Annotated in this window: 20 protein-coding genes; 13 read left to right on the forward strand and 7 right to left on the reverse strand. The window is 38.1% G+C overall.

Annotated elements, in window-relative coordinates:
• The first annotated feature begins 131 nt into the window (after positions 1-131).
• The 7 genes from purN (at position 132) to rodA (ending at position 8,276) form a co-directional block, all read left to right on the forward strand.
• Positions 132-710, forward strand: coding sequence for a phosphoribosylglycinamide formyltransferase (purN, locus tag JN11_RS00775; RefSeq protein ID WP_144908679.1), 579 nt, complete (start codon positions 132-134; stop codon positions 708-710).
• A gap of 164 nt (positions 711-874) precedes the next feature.
• Positions 875-2,401, forward strand: a complete 1,527-nt coding sequence (gene purH / locus JN11_RS00780; RefSeq protein WP_144908681.1) for a bifunctional phosphoribosylaminoimidazolecarboxamide formyltransferase/IMP cyclohydrolase — start codon at positions 875-877, stop codon at positions 2,399-2,401.
• A gap of 137 nt (positions 2,402-2,538) precedes the next feature.
• A complete protein-coding gene (locus JN11_RS00785) occupies positions 2,539-3,561 on the forward strand; it encodes a rod shape-determining protein (protein ID WP_144908683.1) in 1,023 nt (340 codons plus the stop codon).
• A gap of 94 nt (positions 3,562-3,655) precedes the next feature.
• The gene (mreC, locus tag JN11_RS00790; protein ID WP_144908685.1) at positions 3,656-4,489 is read left to right on the forward strand and encodes a rod shape-determining protein MreC; all 834 of its coding nucleotides are present in this window, start codon (positions 3,656-3,658) and stop codon (positions 4,487-4,489) included.
• Positions 4,482-5,000: a rod shape-determining protein MreD gene (locus tag JN11_RS00795; protein WP_144908687.1), complete on the forward strand. Its 519-nt coding sequence runs from the start codon at positions 4,482-4,484 to the stop codon at positions 4,998-5,000. Before mreC ends, JN11_RS00795 begins: the two co-directional genes overlap by 8 nt.
• On the forward strand, positions 4,997-7,012 hold the full coding sequence (gene mrdA / locus JN11_RS00800; protein ID WP_144908689.1) for a penicillin-binding protein 2: 2,016 nt from the start codon (positions 4,997-4,999) through the stop codon (positions 7,010-7,012). The genes JN11_RS00795 and mrdA overlap by 4 nt, the downstream gene beginning before the upstream one ends.
• Entirely contained in the window at positions 7,005-8,276 is a 1,272-nt protein-coding gene (rodA, locus tag JN11_RS00805) for a rod shape-determining protein RodA (protein ID WP_144908691.1), read from the forward strand. The genes mrdA and rodA overlap by 8 nt, the downstream gene beginning before the upstream one ends.
• Before the next feature lie 102 nt (positions 8,277-8,378).
• Here the strand turns inward: rodA and JN11_RS00810 are convergent, their stop codons facing one another.
• Positions 8,379-9,344 carry a hypothetical protein gene (locus JN11_RS00810; protein WP_144908693.1) on the reverse strand — a complete coding sequence of 322 codons (966 nt, stop codon included), beginning with the start codon at positions 9,342-9,344 and terminating at the stop codon, positions 8,379-8,381.
• Positions 9,345-9,504: 160 nt separating this feature from the next.
• Between JN11_RS00810 and JN11_RS00815 the strand changes: the two genes are divergently transcribed.
• Entirely contained in the window at positions 9,505-10,089 is a 585-nt protein-coding gene (locus tag JN11_RS00815; protein ID WP_144908695.1) for a thymidine kinase, read from the forward strand.
• Positions 10,090-10,209: 120 nt separating this feature from the next.
• Here JN11_RS00815 and JN11_RS00820 read toward each other — a convergent pair whose 3' ends face one another.
• The 4 genes from JN11_RS00820 to JN11_RS24295 form a co-directional block, all read right to left on the reverse strand.
• On the reverse strand, positions 10,210-12,159 hold the full coding sequence (locus tag JN11_RS00820; RefSeq protein WP_246138919.1) for an alpha-amylase family glycosyl hydrolase: 1,950 nt from the start codon (positions 12,157-12,159) through the stop codon (positions 10,210-10,212).
• Positions 12,160-12,323: 164 nt separating this feature from the next.
• Positions 12,324-12,692 carry a response regulator gene (locus JN11_RS00825; RefSeq protein WP_144908697.1) on the reverse strand — a complete coding sequence of 123 codons (369 nt, stop codon included), beginning with the start codon at positions 12,690-12,692 and terminating at the stop codon, positions 12,324-12,326.
• Between the two features lie 205 nt (positions 12,693-12,897).
• Positions 12,898-13,341, reverse strand: coding sequence for a hypothetical protein (locus tag JN11_RS00830; RefSeq protein WP_144908699.1), 444 nt, complete (start codon positions 13,339-13,341; stop codon positions 12,898-12,900).
• Positions 13,342-13,547: 206 nt separating this feature from the next.
• Complete coding sequence (locus JN11_RS24295; protein ID WP_170227665.1) at positions 13,548-13,697, reverse strand: hypothetical protein; 150 nt, start codon at positions 13,695-13,697, stop codon at positions 13,548-13,550.
• 234 nt (positions 13,698-13,931) lie between these two features.
• On the opposite strand from JN11_RS24295, the gene JN11_RS00835 reads away from it, so the two are divergent.
• The 3 genes from JN11_RS00835 (at position 13,932) to JN11_RS00845 (ending at position 16,199) form a co-directional block, all read left to right on the forward strand.
• Positions 13,932-14,867: a Nif3-like dinuclear metal center hexameric protein gene (locus JN11_RS00835; protein WP_144908701.1), complete on the forward strand. Its 936-nt coding sequence runs from the start codon at positions 13,932-13,934 to the stop codon at positions 14,865-14,867.
• Between the two features lie 7 nt (positions 14,868-14,874).
• On the forward strand, positions 14,875-15,270 hold the full coding sequence (locus tag JN11_RS00840) for a contact-dependent growth inhibition system immunity protein (RefSeq protein WP_144908703.1): 396 nt from the start codon (positions 14,875-14,877) through the stop codon (positions 15,268-15,270).
• 71 nt (positions 15,271-15,341) lie between these two features.
• Positions 15,342-16,199, forward strand: a complete 858-nt coding sequence (locus JN11_RS00845) for a glycoside hydrolase family 16 protein (protein ID WP_144908705.1) — start codon at positions 15,342-15,344, stop codon at positions 16,197-16,199.
• 80 nt (positions 16,200-16,279) lie between these two features.
• Here the strand turns inward: JN11_RS00845 and JN11_RS24810 are convergent, their stop codons facing one another.
• Together JN11_RS24810 and JN11_RS00850 are read right to left on the reverse strand one after the other, a co-directional pair.
• Positions 16,280-16,408: a hypothetical protein gene (locus JN11_RS24810; RefSeq protein ID WP_262713251.1), complete on the reverse strand. Its 129-nt coding sequence runs from the start codon at positions 16,406-16,408 to the stop codon at positions 16,280-16,282.
• A 113-nt stretch (positions 16,409-16,521) separates the two neighbouring features.
• Positions 16,522-17,196, reverse strand: a complete 675-nt coding sequence (locus JN11_RS00850) for a Pr6Pr family membrane protein (RefSeq protein ID WP_144908707.1) — start codon at positions 17,194-17,196, stop codon at positions 16,522-16,524.
• Between the two features lie 252 nt (positions 17,197-17,448).
• Between JN11_RS00850 and JN11_RS00855 the strand changes: the two genes are divergently transcribed.
• Together JN11_RS00855 and JN11_RS00860 are read left to right on the forward strand one after the other, a co-directional pair.
• Positions 17,449-17,682 carry a hypothetical protein gene (locus JN11_RS00855; protein ID WP_144908709.1) on the forward strand — a complete coding sequence of 78 codons (234 nt, stop codon included), beginning with the start codon at positions 17,449-17,451 and terminating at the stop codon, positions 17,680-17,682.
• A 109-nt stretch (positions 17,683-17,791) separates the two neighbouring features.
• A complete protein-coding gene (locus tag JN11_RS00860; RefSeq protein ID WP_144908711.1) occupies positions 17,792-19,582 on the forward strand; it encodes an ATP-binding protein in 1,791 nt (596 codons plus the stop codon).
• The last annotated feature ends 3 nt before the right edge of the window (positions 19,583-19,585 follow it).

Consider the following 19,585-nt stretch of genomic DNA (forward strand, 5'->3'; position numbering starts at 1 on the left):
TACATTTAAGGGCATGGCTATTGATAGTAAAACTTTATATTTGGGACAATATAAAAAACTGAACGTAGTTGTAAATCCATATTCAACTACACCGGTTTGATAATTGTGCCATCTAAAAGCATTAAGTTTTAATGAAAAAAAGAATAGCCATTTTTGCTTCAGGTTCCGGATCAAATGCCCAGAAGATTATGGAACATTTTAAACGAAATGCCGAAGCGGAAGTTGTATTGATATTGACCAACAATCCACAGGCTTACGTTTTACAAAGGGCAGATAACTTCGAGGTTCCATCGCACATTTTTACCCGTAAAGAGTTTTATGAAACTGATGATGTGATCAGGTTACTAAAAAACCTGCAGGTTGATCTTATCGTTCTGGCCGGTTTCCTGTGGCTGGTACCTGAAACACTATTAAAAGCATTTCCAAATAAAATTATCAACCTGCATCCTGCCTTACTGCCAAAACATGGTGGTAAAGGTATGTATGGCGATCATGTGCATAAGGCCGTTCTGGCCGCGGGTGACGAAGAATCGGGCATAACCATTCATTTTGCAAGTGCGAATTTTGATGAGGGTGAAATTATTCATCAATCCCGTTTTAAAATTGAGCCGGGTGATAACCTTGAAGTGATTAAATTTAAGGGCCAGCAATTGGAACATCAACATTTCCCTAAAGTAATTGAAGGTTTGCTGAAGAAGATGAAAAGTTGATTTTTTCAATGTGCTTTTTGTCGGAATTTGATAGAATGGTGTGAGTTGTCATCCATTAAGTTAGCGAAAAATTCGTTTCAGATTTTTAATAAAAAAAAACTCCCTTTCATTCTCAAATCTCTAATCACTATTCACTACCTTTGCGGCTCAAAATTCCGCTGTTAATGAGCCAATCTGTTCAAATTAAAAACGCTTTAATTTCAGTCTATTACAAAGACAATTTAGAGCCCATCATTCATGAGTTAAACCGTTTAGGTGTAAATATATATTCAACCGGGGGCACTGAAACATTTATCCGCAATTTAGGCGTTAATGTTATTGCTGTTGAAGATCTTACTTCATACCCATCTATCTTAGGTGGTCGTGTTAAAACACTGCATCCCAAGGTGTTCGGCGGCATATTAGCCCGACGTAAATTTGAAGGAGATGAGCAACAGCTTGCTCAGTATGAAATTCCTGAAATTGACCTGGTTATTGTTGATCTTTATCCTTTTGAAGAAACCGTAAGATCAAATGCTGAAGAAGATGAGATCATCGAAAAAATTGATATCGGTGGTATTTCTCTTATCCGCGCAGCCGCAAAAAACTTTAAAGATGTAGTGATCGTTGCATCGAAAAGCGACTACGGTACGCTGGAAGAAGTACTGAAAACACAAAACGGTGCTACCACAATTGATCAGCGTCGTTCATTTGCACATAAGGCTTTCAATATTTCATCACATTACGATACGGCCATATTCCAGTATTTTAACCAGGAAGAACCATTGCCTGTGTTTAAAGAAAGCATTCAAACCAGCCAGATACTGCGTTATGGTGAGAACCCACATCAAAAAGGTACTTTTTATGGCGATTTAGATGCGATGTTCACCAAGTTAAATGGTAAAGAATTATCATACAACAACCTGGTTGATGTTGATGCAGCCGTTGCCTTGATTGATGAGTTTACCGAACCAACTGTTGCCATTTTAAAACATACCAATGCGTGTGGTATTGCCTCACGCAGCTTTATAAAAGAAGCCTGGATTGATGCTTTGGCTTGTGATCCTGTATCTGCCTTTGGTGGTGTGATCATCGTCAATGATGAAATAAACGCCGAAACCGCTAAGGAGATTGACAAGATATTTTATGAGGTTTTAATAGCTCCGGCTTATACAGATGAGGCAGTTGCTATACTAAAAGAGAAAAAGAATCGTATTATACTGATCCGCCAGCCGGTTGAACTACCGGTTAAACAATTTAAAACATTATTAAATGGTGTGATAGAACAGGGCAAGGATGCAGTTGTTGAAGGGCCTGAGCAAATGACTACTGTTACTAAAAGGCAGCCCACAACACAGGAACTGAAAGATTTGTATTTTGCCAATAAGGTTGTAAAACATACTAAATCAAACACTGTTGTATTTGCCAAAAACAATCAGTTACTGGCAAGCGGTGTTGGACAAACATCAAGAGTTGATGCCCTTAGGCAGGCGGTTATAAAGGCCGCAAGCTTTGGGTTTGACCTTAATGGTGCAGTTATGGCTTCTGATGCATTTTTCCCGTTCCCTGATTGTGTTGAACTGGCGGCTGAGGCAGGCGTACTTGCAGTATTGCAACCAGGAGGCTCAATAAACGATAAATTATCCGTTGAAATGTGCAATCAGAAAGGTATTTCAATGGTAACTACTGGTGTGCGTCATTTTAAACATTAATACTAATTAAACCGTATAAATAAAACTATTAGTACCGGTAAAATAAACAAGCGGTATAGTTTTATTTTAATTAGTTTACATTCGTGAAATTCACGTTCTTATAATTATTTTGCAGCTTATAATTGAAATAACACCAAATGGGTCTATTTAATTTTTTTACACAAGAAATCGCGATTGATTTAGGTACCGCAAATACCCTCATTATACATAACGACAAAGTTGTTGTTGACGAACCATCAATAGTGGCTTTTGACAGATCGACTAATAAAGTAATTGCCATTGGCAGGCAGGCCATGCAAATGGAAGGTAAAACGCACGATAATATTCGTACCGTTAGGCCGCTGAAAGATGGTGTAATTGCTGATTTTAACGCTGCGGAGCACATGATACGTGGCATGATAAAAATGATAAACCAAGGCAAGGGATGGTTTTTCCCTTCGTTACGCATGGTTATCTGTATCCCATCAGGAATTACTGAAGTTGAGAAACGTGCAGTACGTGACTCAGCTGAAATTGCCGGTGCTAAAGAGGTTTACCTTATCCATGAGCCAATGGCTGCTGCTGTAGGTATTGGCATTGATGTGGAAGAGCCGATGGGCAACATGATTATTGATATTGGTGGTGGTACTACTGAAATCGCCGTTATTGCTTTATCAGGTATTGTTTGCGACCAATCTATCCGTGTTGCAGGTGATAACTTCGACTCAGATATTGTTCAATATATCCGTCGTCAACATAATATCATGATTGGTGATCGTACTGCTGAGAAAATAAAAATTGAAGTAGGTGCTGCTTTGCCGGAACTGGTAGATCCGCCAACTGATTTTGCTGTACAAGGTCGTGACCTTATGACTGGTGTACCAAAGCAAATTATGGTTTCTTATACTGAAATTGCACACTGCCTTGATAAATCAATTTCTAAAATAGAAGAAGCGATCCTTAAAGCGCTGGAAATTACTCCTCCGGAGTTATCCGCTGATATTTATCAAACCGGTATTTATTTAACCGGAGGTGGTGCATTGTTACGCGGTTTAGATAAACGTATAGCTGCAAAAACCAAACTCCCTGTACACGTTGCTGAAGATCCTTTGCGCGCCGTAGTACGCGGTACAGGTACAGCTCTTAAAAATATTGGAAACTTTAAATTTTTAATGCAATAAAAATAGACAAGAGATATCAGATATGAGATTTGAGAAAACTTTGATAGTTTCCAGGTCTCAAATCTCAAATCTCAAATCTCATATCTAAAACCTCATGCGTAACCTTGGGATATTTATAAGGAAATATAGCGCATTCTTTTTGTTCCTTATATTTGAAGTTTTTTCGCTGGTAATTTATGTCAAGTATAACTCATTTCAAAAGGCTACATTCATCAATTCGGCCAACCAGGTAACAGGTGCATGGTATACCCGTACTAATGATTTTTATACTTATCTGTCCTTAAAAGAGACTAATGACAGCCTGGCACGTGAAAATGTTCGTTTACGTAATCAACTGAAGTCTTCTTTTTATGTTGACACGGTAGATAAACATAAAGTAAAAGATACCGTATACAAGCAACAGTATGAGTACCTTGTAGCTAAGGTTATCAATAATTCAACTAACAACAGCAATAATTATCTTACTATTAATATAGGCAGTAAACAAGGTATTGCCAAAGGTATGGGGGTAATTTGCAGCCAGGGTATTGTGGGTAAGGTTGTTTATGTTTCTGATCATTTTTCGGTGGTACAATCCTTATTGCATAAAGATTCGCAGTTTAGCGCAATGCTGGCCACAAACAAAGAAATTGGGTATGTTGAATGGGGCGATGATATGGATCCGCATAAAGGTGTAATGAAAGATGTATCCAACAATGCCCTGCCAAAACTGGGTGAATGGGTAGTTACTTCAGGTTATTCACTATTCCCTGAAGGGATCCCTATTGGTAAGGTGAGCAACCTGCGCACCCGTACGGGTGGGTACTCCTTAAATATGGAAATAACATTTGCAGTTGATTTCGGCAAGCTGCAATTTGTTGATGTGGTTAATAACAAGTTTGCTAATGAACAAGCTGATTTAGAGGCACAGCGAAAAAAGAATGAGTAGAAGTATTATAGTTAACCTTTTAAGGTTTATCCTCGTAATTTTTATACAGGTTTGTTTGCTGAAAAACATAAACGTATACAGCTTAACCACACCTTATATCTATATCCTGTTTATTCTACTGTTGCCATTTGAAACACCTAACATACTGTTGTTTCCATTGGCATTTGTAACGGGCCTTATTATAGACTCTTTTTATGATACACCTGGTTTACACGCTGCTGCCTGTGTGTTACTGGCATTTGTCCGTATATTATTTATAAGTATAACTGTTCAGAAAGATGGTTTCGATAACGAGCCAGAACCCACGTTAAGCATCATGGGTTTCAGATGGTTTTTCACATATTCACTTACACTTACTTTATTTCATCACTTTTTTCTCTTCAACCTGGAGGCTTTTAGCATTTCTCAATTTCAATATACACTAAGTCGCTTTTTATTGAGTTCAGTATTTACAGTGTTTTTAATTTTAATTTCGGGACTGTTATTTTTCAGAAGGAAAGAACGTAAATGAATAGCTTTTTTGAACGCCGCTACGTAATAGCCGGAATCTTTATATCTATCGTGTTTGTATTGCTGGTAAGACTGTTTTATATACAGATTATTGATCAGCGTTACGCTATTTACGCTAATAACAATGTGCGCAGGGAAATAATTCACAATGCTGCCCGTGGTCCTATACTTGATCGTAACGGTAAAGTGCTTGTGCAAAATGTTCCTTTTTATGATATAATGGTGATACCTAAGCAGGTTAAGTCATTTGACACCGTTGAGTTTTGCAGATTACTAGGCATTGACAAGGCCGAATTTGATAAACAATGGAACAAGGCAATCAAATATTCGCCTTACTTATCATCAGTATTTGAAAAGCAGCTCTCCATAACTACTTACGCATCATTGCAGGAAAGGTTATCAGAGTTTCCGGGCTTTTACTCGGCAACCAGATACCTGCGTACTTATCCCGATTCTGTTGCAGCTCAATTTTTGGGATACATAGGTGAGGTGTTAGACCGTGATATTAAACGTTCTAATGGTTACTATCATCCTGGTGATTATATTGGTATAACAGGTGTAGAAAAATCATACGAGACTACTTTACGCGGGCAGCGTGGTGTCGAAAACCTGATGGTTGATTCCAAAGGCAAACCTAAAGGTCATTATGCCAATGGTTTGTATGATACTGCTGCAGTAGCGGGCCAGCGTTTAACATCATCGCTTGATATCAATATTCAAAAGCTGGGCGAAAAGCTGATGCAAAATAAACTGGGTAGTATTGTGGCTATTGAACCATCTACAGGCGAAATTTTGTGTTATGTAAGCAGCCCTACATATGATCCTAACCTGATGGTAGGACGCGAACGTGGTAACAACGCCGCTAAATTATACGCCAATGTTTATAATCCATTTTTCATCAGGCCAATACAGGCAAAATATCCACCGGGTTCATCATTTAAGCCGCTAAGTGCGCTTATAGCTCTGCAAGAGGGCGTAATTACTCCAACCACATCCTATTATTGTCCAGGTTACTACTATGCAGGTAACCAAAGAATTCCTTGTAATAAAGGTGAATCGCACGGATTGGTGAATTTAAGCAGTGCTGTGGCAAAATCATGTAATGGTTATTTCTGTATGGTTTTTCAAAAACTGCTTGACCATGATGGGGCGAAGCAAACAGAAAATACCTTTATCAACTGGCGTGCTAACGTTAATAAATTTGGTTTGGGTTCAAAACTTGGTCTGGATATGCCAGGCGAAGGCAGAGGAAACCTGCCCACGCCATTACACTATGATAATATTTATAAACAAGGAAGATGGCGTTCAAGTACCATTATTTCGCTTGCAATAGGTCAGGGTGAGCTGGAAGCTACGCCTTTGCAGTTAGCAAATCTGGAGTGTACCATAGCCAATCATGGGTATTATTATAAACCGCATTTAATTAAAGCCATTGGTGCTCAAAATATCATTAAAAAAGAATACACCGAGCGTAATTACGTGGGGATAGATTCACAATATTTTGAACCGGTTATAAACGGGATGCAAGCGGTAGTGGAGGATGGTACGGCTATTCGCTCAAAAATTCCGGGTATTATAATGTGCGGCAAAACAGGTACGGCACAAAACCCACATGGCGAAGATCACTCTGTATTTGTTGCCTTTGCACCACGTGTAAATCCTAAAATAGCCATTGCTGTAGTAGTTGAAAACTCGGGTGAAGGAGCGCATTGGGCAGCACCTATTGCCAGTTTTATTGTAGAGAAATATTTAAAGGGAACTATCAGTGAGCGTGAATCAGGCATAACTGTTGATTATTACGCAAATGCCAACAGGTTACCCGATACTGCTTTGTACCTGCATCACACCATGATGAAGAAGAAGTCGAAGACTAACATCCCTCAAAAAACACAAAAGGATTCAGTAAATAAACAACTTAAGGGAGAAAAAAGCGTATCCCGTAAAAATAAAAAAGACACAGCAGCAAAGGTTTTAGCAGCACAATACCTTAAGAAAGAAGAAGAAAATGAGTAATTACAATAGTCAGCGTAGTTTCTTTTTTAATGTTGATTGGATAATGGTATTTATATACCTGGCCCTTTGTACTATTGGCTGGTTTAATATTCATGCCGCTGTTTTTGATGAAAAGCATCCCAGTATTATTGATTTAAATACCAATTATGGTAAGCAGTTTATGTTTATCATAATTTCCATGACTGTTGGCGCCTTTATCCTGCTGTTAGAAACAAGAGTTATAACAGCTTTAACACCTGCATTTTATGGTATAACCCTGTTATTGCTGATGCTTGTATTGGTGGTTGGTCGTAACGTAGGGGGTAACCAGGCATGGATATCCCTGGGTGGAGGATTCCGGCTTCAGCCGTCGGAGTTTGCAAAGCTCACCACTTGTTTACTGCTAGCCCGCTATTTGAGTGGTACCAATGTAAAAGTAACTGATCTGCGTTCGTTTGGTGTTGCGTTGGCTATTATTGGCGTGCCCATGTTTTTGATTATGCTACAGCCGGATATGGGTTCAACCCTGGTATTCCTTTCACTGGTGTTTGTTTTGTATCGTGAGGGACTTTCTCCATATTTTCTGGTCATTGGCTTCCTGTTCATCGCCCTTTTTATATCGGCCATATTATATCCACCTTTGTATGTAATTGCGGTTATAATTGGCATTACGTTGTTTCTTATCTTCCTATTTAAGCGAAATAAAAAGCTAATGGTTACGCTTATCGCTGGACTGGCCATTTGTATTGCCTTTGTTTTTAGCGTAAAGTTTATTTACAACCATGTATTGCAGCCGCATCAAAAAGTCCGTATCGATATTATGCTGGGCATTAAGAGCGATTTACGGGGTAAAGGCTATAACGTAAATCAATCAAAAATTGCTATTGGCTCAGGTAAGCTATGGGGTAAGGGCTATCTGCATGGTACGCAAACCAAATATGCTTTTGTGCCCGAGCAAAGTACAGATTTTATTTTTTGTACTGTAGGCGAAGAGTGGGGTTTTGCTGGTTCGGTAGTAGTAATAGGGCTTTATTTGTTTTTGGTGCTCCGCATTATTATGGTGGCCGAACGGCAGCGATCTCCCTTTTCGCGTGTTTATGGCTATGGTGTGGCCTCTGTGATTTTTTTCCACGTAATGATCAATGTGGGGATGACTATTGGTCTTGTACCTGTAATCGGCATTCCTTTACCGTTTATCAGCTACGGTGGTTCGTCATTGTTAAGCTTCACCATTTTACTGTTTATTCTTATCAAGCTCGATTCAAACCGGATGGGAATTGTTTAGTTTGCAGTTTTTAGTATGCAGTTGGCAGCTTTTTGAAATTCATATTTGCAAACTGCTCAGTCAGTGCCTACTGCTAACGGTAATCTGCTCACTGCAAATTGATCAGGCGTACCGCCTTTTCAGTAATGCATAAAACTTTTCTGTAGTTTCTGGTTTGCTCTCCCAATTGTTTTTGGTAACATAATTGGTTTTTAAAAAGCGTGCAGCCTCTTCAAATGATTCAAAGCGGTTCAGTATTTCAATAGCTTCACTGTAGGCCAGGTTATAGCCGTTAAACAAGTCTTTTACGTACAGTAGCTTATCATTCAAAGTTATGGCTACCTTAATATCATTGATAGGCTTAATGGCCAACTGATCCGTTTTGGAGCCAGCCTTGTCACCCAATTGCGATGACATTTTTTGGTTAATGGTAAGTACCTCATCTGGCTCGGTATAAACTACCGGTTCTTCCTTTACTTCAACTATCGGTATTATCGGTTCAAAATAAGGTTCGGGCTCGGGTGTTATGTATACTACAGGTGTTTCTTCTTCTTCTTCAATAATTGCTATAGGTTCGTTTTTAGGTTGATACTCTTCATCATCCCAAATATCAGCCTCATCCATAATCAGCTCGTGCCGTATGGTTTCGGGTTCTTCCTGTATTAATGAAAAAGTTTCCTGTAGTTGGGGCGTAGTTAAATCTATTTCTGGTATGGCTTCCTCTTCTTCTGGCTGTTCAACAGGTTTTGCTTCTACGGCCTTAACCAATCTGGCAGCTTTTTCAGCGGCCCTTGCCACACTGGGTTTCATTTGCTGCACTACTGGTTCAAAAAACTTTTGCTGCGATGAAGTAATGGCCGCATCGTCGGGTAGTTCTGGTTTTTCGAGAAGAGGGGTGCGTTTAATTTTATTTTGCAGATTGAGCTTGCACAATATCTCAATATGATCTGTTAAGAAATGGGCGTTTGATACAAATAGTTCCAGCTCCAAATCATTCAAATCATCTTCTACAGTTTTCAGGTATTGGTATTGGTCACTCAGCTCTTGTATAATGCCACCTATCTTTTTAAATACTTCCTTTTGCTTCATGTCTCAATGTTGGAAAATGCAAATCAAAAATAAGATTTAATTCTGATATTTGGGGCGGATGATTAGCGGTTAGTGATTTAGGATGAGTGGTATTGCATAGTTTTGACAGTATAAAAACGAGAGAAAGCCGATCAAATAATCGTCAACATTTAAACAAAAGATGATTTTTAACGAAGAGGTATTTAGAAGAAGAAGTGAATTGGGCGGCAGCATTGAAGTGGTATGTGGCTCCATGTTTTCGGGTAAAACTGAAGAGCTGATCCGCAGGCTTAATCGTGCCCGCATAGCCCGTTTGAAGGTGGAGATATTTAGCCCAAAGGCTGATACCCGCTTTGCAGAAGATGCCCTAATATCACACAATGCAAATTCTATTCCATCTACTCCGGTTGAAAATGCATCGTCTATATTATTATTAGGCAGCGATGTACATGTAATAGGGATTGATGAGGCCCAGTTTTTTGATGATGAATTACCCGATGTTTGCAATATATTAGCTAACAAAGGTATCAGGGTAATTGTTGCCGGTTTGGATATGGATTTTAAGGGGCGTCCATTTGGCCCCATGCCAACTATTATGGCTATGGCCGAGTCTGTTACTAAACTGCATGCGGTGTGCGTTAGATGTGGTAATCCAGCCTTATATAGTTATCGTTTGGTGCCCGATGAAAGTCGCGTATTACTGGGTGAAAAAGAGAGTTACGAGCCCCGCTGCCGTATTTGTTACCACGAAATATTTGCTCAATAAAAGAATTTTAACAGGTTATAAAACAACCAAGCCATGCTGCAAACCAATAAGTATTAGCTGCAGCATGGCTTGCTTACCCTCATTAAAATAGGGTTTGTTAAATAAGAGGGAGCTTATCCATTATAATTTTAACGGTGAACTACTGTACAGATGATACTCGCCAGGAGCAAGAGTAATGCTATATGGCAATGTGCTTACGGTTATGCTATTGCCGCTAAAATTATCATACCATGTTCCGGTTGATGGGAAGCTGATATTGGCCTGCTCGGGTACTACATCAAAGTTGCCTACCACTTCAATATTGTTGCTTGCATCTAGCATCTGGATGGTTTTAACAGACCCGGTTAGACTATAGCTGAATTTGGTTGAGGCAAATACCGGGTTGTTGATTTTGTACCTGATCATATCCGAATAAATTTGATACAGATGATGACGGTTAGCATCGCTCATGTACTCCCAATGAGGTGGTTTATCACCTAAGCGTCCACCGGTTGAGGCATCATTTATGCTGATATCATAACCACGCTCTCCAAATTGCCATACCATTTTAGGGCCGGGAGAGGAGAACATAAATACAGCTCCCATTTCATCGCGGGCAAGACCGGTTGCCAAACTTTTTACATTATAACTACCCGAGCTATTGCCGTAAGCTTCATTCTTAAACTGAAGGCGTTCCTCATCATGGCTCTCAAAATAGGCTACAAGGTTATAAGGAGCTGTAAAACCATAACCATCATAAAACAAGCCCGAAATATCCCATGATGGGTTAGTGGCATAACCCATAGTAGCCTGTTCACCAGAGCCACTCAAGTCGGTCCACATCATCATTCCCTGGTTAGCCAATACTGATTCTTCCTGGTTAGCAGCAAAATACTCTAGTATAACATAAAAGTTTGAGTTGAGACTTTTCATATAACTATTATAGTTTTCCCATGTTGATACCCTGCTTGCGTCATATGCGGCCCATGCAGCTTCGCTTGCACTGGTAGAGGCGCTTCCTGTATTGGTTTGCGTAAACCCTTTAGCCTGATCGAATCTGAAACCATCAATTTTATATTCCTGCATCCAGTATTTCATTACATTTTTGGTAAAATACTGTGTAGCGGCACTTTGGTGATTTAGCTGATAACCCACTGCATCGGGGTGCATAATAGTTTGATCAAACCAGGGATTGTTTGCTGCAGGTTGCTGCGCCGAGGCATTCCAATACATTTGTACCATTGGCGATGATCCAAACTGATCCTCAAGTACAATATCCTGTATTACAGCAATGCCCTTTGCATGACAGGCATCAACAAAAGCTTTATAATCATTTGGCTGCCCGTAATATTTATCGAGCGCAAACATAAAGTTGGAGTTATAACCCCAGGAGTCATTGCCTTCAAATTCATTTATCGGCATAAGCTCAACCGCGTTTACACCAAGGTTTACCAGGTAGCTTAAGGTATCGGTAAGGGTTTTATAGCTGTGCGTCCCTACAAAATCGCGTACTAATAACTCGTATACCACCAGATTCTTAGGATCAGCGGGGGTAAAGGAAGCAGTTTTCCAGGTATAAGCAGGGGCACTGTATTGCATGTCGCTCACAATATGTGTACTCCCGCCGTGGCCGCTAGGATAAGCCTTTATGCTCGGGTAAACTGAAGTTGGTATGTACTGGTCATTTGCAGAGTCCAATACTTTGTGACAATAAGGATCGGCAACTTTTAAATTACCATCCATCAGATACTCATAAGCGTATTCGGTGCTGGGGTCGAGGCCGTCAATTTGTATCCACCAACGGGTGCCATCTGTAGAATTGGTCATGCTGTATTTGGAGCTGGCGGTCCAGCTATTAAAATCACCAAGTAAGGTAACCGACTTTTTTCCGGGGGCATAGATATTAAAAATTGCTGATGCCCCATTGTTTATAAAGGTAACGCCATCGCCGATTCCGGCAGGTACATCCTTTCCTGTTGAAGTTCCGGTAACGTTCCCGGAACCTCCCGAAGAAGAAGGCGTTTTTTTGCATGCTGTAACACTTACCAGTAATACACCGATAATCAAAAGGTACAAATTCCTCATGTTCATTTCTTTTCTTGTTTAAAATTGGTTTATAAAAGTAAACTGATTTTTTCAATTTTCATTATAACCAACAAAAAAAGAAGAGGTAATTTAAGATTGGTGATTAGAAATTAGGTTTTAATACGGTAAGGTTATTTATTTTATCTTTCAACTTTCACTGCTTTTCCGACTCACTTAATGTGTTTCTTTACTACGGCAACCAGTTCAGTCATATCAAATGGTTTTTTTAGATAGGTATCGGCCAAACCTTCTTCGGCTATTTCCTTAATATTACTTACTGCCGAAATAATGATAACAGGAATATGGCTGGTGGCTACATTGGTTTTTAGCATTTTGCTCAGTTGTTGCCCGTTGGCATCGCTTTTCCATTCGGTAAGCCAATTGTCCATCAAAATTAAGTCGGGATTTAGTTCCGTTACGGTTTTAAGTATTTTGGAGTCGCCTGAAGAAATAACCTCGTAATCTTCTTCTTCAAGAATAAAAGCAATTGTATCGCGGATGTCTTTGTCATCCTCAATAACTAATATCTTTTTGCCCATAACGTTTTGAGTAGTAGTTTAATTGCATAACAGTTAACATAGGGTGTTTTGTTTTGATTTATGGTTTTATTTTTTAACCTGTAGGTATTTGGCTTTAAGTTAGTTCGTTTTGTAAAGTTTCAAAGGATGAGATATGGATTATGAAAGAAATGGTGTACTGAAACAATTGATAGTATTTAAAGGAGCGACAATTAAATAGTAATTATTATCCCAATCGCTCTAAATAAACCAGTATAATGGTAATAAGGGTTAGGGCATGTAGTACAATATGATTGCCATCGGGTGTTCTTTTACCAGGTTGATGAGGGATGAGTTTAATAGTGCGGGCAAACAGCTTATCGTAATCAAAGTTTACTTTAGTCTTAGCAAAGCCTGGCGACAAATAGGGTATCCACCATTGCACAAATTCACCCAGGAATAAAAAAGGATAATAAATAAGCGGATAATAATGACTAAAACCAACATTACCGATGGCAAGGCAAATTACACCGACGCCCATTAGCAAGCCATTAGTAATAGCTTCAAGTAATAATTGTTTTTGCGTGTATAGTTCAACGTCATTCCACGGGAAAAGGGGAAGCCAGGTAGTCAACTGATGATAAACCAGTAATATACCTGCAATGGCAACGGTTAAGTAGGTGAGATCCATTTGGTAGATTAAAAAAAATAAATATAGGAAAAAAATAAATATATTTTGTTAGTTTATAGGTAGTTATGACATATGGATTAATTGTAAATAAATCCATATGTCATATATTATAGATTATTTTGATGTTTTGGCTTAGTTACTAATAAATTAAATAGTTGAATATCAATCGTTAAAAAGACATTAAAGTGGGCGATAATTAAATAGTATTACTGCTCGCCGTTAACGTTGGTGTCCAGTGATACCCCATCAATGTAAAAGCTGTATAATTCGGCGGTTACATTAGCCCAGCACCAGTTAGACATAAGTTGTTGTTCAATTGGAAAATCAGAAGAATCCGGAATTACATCAAGTGCCATGTGATAAGGTTATTTAAGTGAGCAAAGTATTATATCCAACCTGGTTCTTAATAAGGCATTTTATTGAGCGGATAATGCTAGTTTTCTTTGTAAAATATGGACTAATATATTGAATTGTAAATATTTATCAAAAATGAATTTCACGTTGTTTTTTGTTTTTGCTTTGTATTTAAAAATTGATAACCTTGTATTTGTAATAACCCTTTTTAATTTACAAACTCTTACTGAATTCAAATGATTAACGAAACAGAGATAGCAAACAACAATGACGATTTTACCCGCCGAAGGTTTATTTATAAGCTGTCTGCTGCGGTAGGAGCGGGGCTTATAATGACATCTCCTTTGATGAGCAGTGCAGCTAGCTTTATTAAGGTTAACGGTGATTATACCGTACAGCAAATTATTGATTTGTTTATTAAAGATGTACCGGGTGGAGCTTTAAAGGAGACAGTAGATACCCTTAAAGCAGGCGACCCGAATATGAAGGTTACAGGTATTGTTACCACAATGTTTGCCACTATTCCGGTTATCCGCAGTGCAGCCGACCTTGGCTTCAACTTCATAATAGCTCACGAACCAACATTTTACAACCACACGGATGATACCCAATGGCTGCAGGATGATGATGTTTATCAGTACAAAGAAATGTTGCTGAAAGATAATAAGATCGCTATCTGGCGCAATCATGATTATATCCATAGGATGGTACCTGATGGGGTTACTTCCGGTGTATTGGCTCAGTTAGAGTGGCAAAAATATTCAGATAAAACAATGCCCAATGTTTTAACCTTACAGCCATCATATCTTAAAGAAGTAATAGCACACCTGAAACTAAAACTTAACCTGGAAAAGGTGCGATATGTTGGTGATCCTAACCAGGTAATTAAACATGCCTTGTTTATACCAGGTGCAGCAGGTGGCCGGATGCAAATTGGAGCTATCAGCAAATATAAGCCTGACCTGCTGATAGTTGGTGAGATATCAGAATGGGAAACAGCCGAGTACGTGCGCGATGCCAGGGCTAAAGGTGATAGGGTCTCTCTGATAGTATTGGGCCACATAGCCAGCGAAGAAGCCGGATCGGTATTTATGCTCAATTGGTTAAAACAAAAAGTTCCAGGCATAAAAGTTACCCATATTCCTTGTGGTAATTCTTTATCGTTTATGTAGTAGATTAATGAACCTTGAAAATGACTGGCGAAATAAAACTATACTGGAGCTTGAAAAGAAAGATTCAGTAGGTATTGCGTTTGATAGCCATTTGATAAAGGAGGTAAATAAATTACTACAAAAACCATTAAACACTTTTTCCATTGAAGATTTAAGGTTGATGATAGGTCAGCAGATTGGGCTTAAATACCTCGTTTTATTAGCTATTGAAGTTTTGGAAAAGGATTTATTCGCTGTAGGCAACTTTTATGAGGGTGACCTATTACAATGCGTATTGAATATTGAAAGCAAGTTTTGGAATGATTATCAGAGCAGTTGGATAAAACTGGATGGTTTAATCGCTGGAAAAGAGGCTGGATTATCTATCAGAAAAATAAAAACAACAACTTTTTACAGTAAATAAGAAGGTGTAATTATAAAATTACAAAACGCTAAACTCATTAATTCTACATTTACAGGGATAATTTATACCTAATGAGATATTATATTTTAACCGCATTAAGTGCCTTGTGCATTATTACATCGGTAAAGGCGCAAACTAAAACCGATACCGTTTTTTTTGAAGATTTTAATGAGCAAACGCTTGATCGCTCTAAATGGAATGTAGAGATAACCGGTCATACAGTAAATAACGAACAACAGGCTTATGTTGATTCGGGAGCTACACTTTATCTTGTTAAGGGGGCTGCTGCCGAAGGGGCAACGAATGGGGCACTGGTAATACAGCCACTTTACAAACAGGGGTATATCAGCAAACAAAATAACAAATATGATTTTGTATCCGGGCGTATCAATACGCAGGCAAAAATGGAGTTCACTTACGGTACAGCATCTGCACGTATGAAAATGAGTAGCGGGGCAGGTTTATGGCCGGCATTTTGGGCATTAGGCAATGGCAAATGGCCCGATTGTGGTGAAATTGACATGATGGAAACCGTTGGCGACAGTAGTTGGTTTAGTAACGCTTTACACGGCCCCGGTTATTTTGGCAATACACCTTTAGCCCACCGCGAATTTTTCCCCAAAGGAATTGATGTTACACAATGGCATGTGTACTCTATTGACTGGACAGCAAATAGTTTGATTTTTAAGATTGATGGAAAGGTAACTTATACGGTAACCCGGGCTATGGTTGAACATTATGGCCGTTGGGCTTATGATAATGCCAAGTTTATTATCCTTAATTTTGCTGTAGGTGGCGGATATCCGCAAGGGGTAAACAAAGTAAATGCCCCATATTATGGTTTATCGCAATCATCAGTTGATAAAATTAAAGCTGGACAAGTAAAAGCTTATGTTGATTGGGTATTAATAACCAAACCGGCTAAGTAGTCAGCCCATCCAAATAAAACAAAAAAGTCTCTGCGGTTAAAGCAGAGACTTTTTTTATAAACCTGAATTCAGGTAAGTTTTTAGTGATTATCATGATACCCATGGTCGTCATGATCATGGTGGTGATGTTCACGATACTCAACTGAACAGCTGGTAATTGCAGAAGTAAATATCACTAATGCGATTATCCTTAAAATGTACTTTTTCATAATAATGTCATTTGATAGATAGATACATAATCAAATGCAAACCCTATGCCAAAGTAACTTGGTGAAAAATAAGTAATTGTTTTAGAGTGGATTAACTGCTAGTGTTATACTGTTTATGTTGTTTTCGCAAGTTTTAAAATTAAATGGCCTATCCATATAAATAATGCCCCTACGCCTATAAATAACAACATTAATGCAAACGAATGTATCAATACACGACCATAGCCCATTATATCCACATCAACAAAATAGTAAGGGTATCTATGATAAATAGCGCCCCTTATCAATATATAAATCAAATAAATAAGCGGGTACCATAGCCAGTTTAGTACATATTTGTACACTAAACTATTTTTGGGTACAAATGCCAGCCAGTAAATAATAAATAGTAGAGGGTCAACTGTATGGAGTAATTCATCGGCCACTTTAAACCATCTTTGTGGTTTCCATGTATTTCTTAATACTGCCCAATAAACCAACCCTACAATGGCCATATAAACGGTAATGGCCGTTTGTACAGAGGGTTTTGAAAAAAAACGCCCCCAATAAGATCCGGGAGCAATTAGCTGTATGGTTAAACTCTTGGCAGCCAGTAAATTGGTTAAAATGGTAAAGAAACTTACTAATTGTATCAGTGCAAAGGCTAAACTGTTGCCTTTTGCTTCATGGGCCTGTATAGAAATAGTAAATTGTACTACCAATGCAAACCAGGCAATAAGCACAACTATTAAGGCATAAATTATTTTTATTTTGTTTGGTTTTGGGGTGGTGTAGGTTGGGTTATTCATTTGAAATAGTGGGTTTTAATGAAGTTAATCAAAATATTATATCACTCAAAAAGAATAAATTATAATGCGTTAGGGAAGAATAGCATTCGGTTAATCTATTTAAAATAGCAATAAACTACTATAAACTTAATGAAATTTTGAGATAATAAAAACGTAACTAATACTTTACATTTTCGATTCGGTTAATGAAAAATGTTTAAAAGTATTAGTTTATAGCAACTTCTTTTTTTAGTAAGCCGTATTAATGTAAGTATGAGTGGTCATGTAAAAATTCCGGGGTCAATTTACTGTAAGCTGTGCAAGGAGTGCGGTTCGCGTCCGGTAATTGCAGCAGTTGAAGATATAGGCTATGTTGTTAAATGCCCAAAAGATAATGGTCATTATCAAACTATGCCCGGCTTAATAGATATTGAAGACTGGAACCACAACAATACTATTACATCTTCATCCACTGATTATAATACTAACCACTTGATAGCCTGGTAAATTTTATAACACCAGACGATTCAATTTTGATATTTAAAGTATAGTAGCATTAATGCTTCTGTGCTAAGTGTTTTATTAATACAGCTACTTGATTTGTTATTGCTGAAGAATGATAATAAAAAAAATAAAACAATTTATTGGGTTTAATGATCCGGCATTATCATTAGACAATAAGCTTTTTAATGCAATGTGCTTAATTTTAGCCATCAGTGTTTTAATTGGCATTACTAATAATATTATTCTAGGTTTTCCGGCTTACCTGTTGTTAGTTGAGTTTTTTATTTTATCATTGTGTATATCAGGGTTTTATATAAGTAAATATAAGGGCTATGATAGTCGCATGTCTATGGCTTTTATTATCCTGGGCATTTTATTTTCTGTTCCCGGTTGGTTTTTTAACGGTGGAATTGAGGGGTCGTCACCACTTGCGGGTGTTTATCTGGTTGTACTGATCGTGATATTATTAAACCGTAAATATCATTTTCTGTTTATAGGATATTTAATATCGGTATTTGTTGCTTGTTTTTTGTTAGAACGGCGTTTCCCACATTGGGTAAGCCCGCCAACAAGTACAAATCAACGGGAGTTTGATTTGATAGAATCTTCGGTTAAAAATATTTTGTTTGCTGGTTTATTGATTAGTTTTTTGAAAAGAGGTCATGAAATTGATAAGGAAAAATTAATTAATAAAAGCGAAGAACTTCAATCTTCAAAAGCGGCACTCTCAATAGCGAAAGATTTGGCCGAGGGCGCTACCCTTGCAAAATCAAATTTCCTGGCTAATATGAGTCATGAAATACGTACCCCATTAAACGGAATTATTGGAGCAGCACAGTTACTGGCTCTTTCAGAGCTCTCTGAAGAGCAGCATGAATTATTGAAAACATTACAGTCAAGCAGTAACCTGCTCATCAATATTATTAGTGATATTCTTGACCTTTCTAAAATTGAAGCCGATAAACTTACCCTGCATCTTAAGCCGGTAAACATCAGGAATTGCATAAAAACGGTTATTGAAATCAGCAGTCCTGGCATATCCATACCAGGTAAAAATATTTCATTAAATTATACCATTGATGATAGTGTTTCTGCTTACTTAAAAATGGATGAAAGCCGGATTCAACAAATACTGGTTAATTTAATAGGGAACGCCATAAAGTTTACGGATGAAGGGGTAGTACATCTTCATGTTTTCGCTAGTAATAGTGTTGATGGTATACAACAGGTAACATTTAGTATAAAAGATACCGGCATAGGTATAAGTGAGGAAGCTTTGTTGCAGTTATTTAAACCATTTACACAGGTAAATAGTACCGCATTAAGAAAATACGGAGGTACGGGGCTTGGATTATCCATCTGTAAAAAATTGGTTGAAATGATGAACGGGAAGATCTGGGCAGAAAGTAAAGAATCAGAAGGATCTGAGTTTGTATTTATTGTGCCGTTAATAATTACCGATGCCAATGTAAATGAAAATCAATATGTATTTAACAGTGAGGTTTTCAGACACCGCCCGCTTAATATATTGTTGGCCGAAGACAATAAAATGAACCAGTTAATAGCAGGCAAAACATTTAAAAAAATAGGCTACAATATTGATATTGCTGATAATGGTAAAATTGCGATTGATATGTTTGATCAAAAGCAATACGACCTTGTTTTTATGGATATACAAATGCCGGAAATGGATGGAATACAGGCAGCTCAAAGTATCCTTAATAAATATGGTGAAAATGCCCCGCCAATTATAGCAATGACCGCTAATGTTTTAAGTGAGGACGAGCAGAAATGTAAGGAGGCTGGTATGAAAGATTTTATCAGCAAACCATTTACTATTGAGCGCCTGGAGAATGTTATCCATAAATGGGCACCAATGACTGAGCCTGTAGTTTTAAAATAAGTA

The organism is Mucilaginibacter frigoritolerans, from assembly GCF_007830615.1.
GTDB classification, from domain to species: domain Bacteria; phylum Bacteroidota; class Bacteroidia; order Sphingobacteriales; family Sphingobacteriaceae; genus Mucilaginibacter; species Mucilaginibacter frigoritolerans.

Excerpts from the sequence above, each read along its gene's own strand:
- JN11_RS00850 (WP_144908707.1), bottom strand. The coding sequence starts at position 17,196 with ATGAATAACCCAACCTACACCACCCCAAAACCAAACAAAATAAAAATA.
- JN11_RS00835 (WP_144908701.1), top strand. The coding sequence starts at position 13,932 with ATGATTAACGAAACAGAGATAGCAAACAACAATGACGATTTTACCCGC.
- rodA (WP_144908691.1), top strand. The coding sequence starts at position 7,005 with ATGAGTAATTACAATAGTCAGCGTAGTTTCTTTTTTAATGTTGATTGG.
- JN11_RS24295 (WP_170227665.1), bottom strand. The coding sequence starts at position 13,697 with ATGGCACTTGATGTAATTCCGGATTCTTCTGATTTTCCAATTGAACAA.
- JN11_RS00810 (WP_144908693.1), bottom strand. The coding sequence starts at position 9,344 with ATGAAGCAAAAGGAAGTATTTAAAAAGATAGGTGGCATTATACAAGAG.
- mreC (WP_144908685.1), top strand. The coding sequence starts at position 3,656 with ATGCGTAACCTTGGGATATTTATAAGGAAATATAGCGCATTCTTTTTG.
- JN11_RS00795 (WP_144908687.1), top strand. The coding sequence starts at position 4,482 with ATGAGTAGAAGTATTATAGTTAACCTTTTAAGGTTTATCCTCGTAATT.
- JN11_RS00830 (WP_144908699.1), bottom strand. The coding sequence starts at position 13,341 with ATGGATCTCACCTACTTAACCGTTGCCATTGCAGGTATATTACTGGTT.
- JN11_RS00845 (WP_144908705.1), top strand. The coding sequence starts at position 15,342 with ATGAGATATTATATTTTAACCGCATTAAGTGCCTTGTGCATTATTACA.
- JN11_RS00855 (WP_144908709.1), top strand. The coding sequence starts at position 17,449 with ATGAGTGGTCATGTAAAAATTCCGGGGTCAATTTACTGTAAGCTGTGC.
- purH (WP_144908681.1), top strand. The coding sequence starts at position 875 with ATGAGCCAATCTGTTCAAATTAAAAACGCTTTAATTTCAGTCTATTAC.
- purN (WP_144908679.1), top strand. The coding sequence starts at position 132 with ATGAAAAAAAGAATAGCCATTTTTGCTTCAGGTTCCGGATCAAATGCC.
- JN11_RS00785 (WP_144908683.1), top strand. The coding sequence starts at position 2,539 with ATGGGTCTATTTAATTTTTTTACACAAGAAATCGCGATTGATTTAGGT.
- JN11_RS00825 (WP_144908697.1), bottom strand. The coding sequence starts at position 12,692 with ATGGGCAAAAAGATATTAGTTATTGAGGATGACAAAGACATCCGCGAT.
- JN11_RS00860 (WP_144908711.1), top strand. The coding sequence starts at position 17,792 with ATGATAATAAAAAAAATAAAACAATTTATTGGGTTTAATGATCCGGCA.
- JN11_RS00820 (WP_246138919.1), bottom strand. The coding sequence starts at position 12,159 with ATGAACATGAGGAATTTGTACCTTTTGATTATCGGTGTATTACTGGTA.
- JN11_RS00840 (WP_144908703.1), top strand. The coding sequence starts at position 14,875 with ATGAACCTTGAAAATGACTGGCGAAATAAAACTATACTGGAGCTTGAA.
- mrdA (WP_144908689.1), top strand. The coding sequence starts at position 4,997 with ATGAATAGCTTTTTTGAACGCCGCTACGTAATAGCCGGAATCTTTATA.
- JN11_RS00815 (WP_144908695.1), top strand. The coding sequence starts at position 9,505 with ATGATTTTTAACGAAGAGGTATTTAGAAGAAGAAGTGAATTGGGCGGC.
- JN11_RS24810 (WP_262713251.1), bottom strand. The coding sequence starts at position 16,408 with ATGAAAAAGTACATTTTAAGGATAATCGCATTAGTGATATTTACTTCT.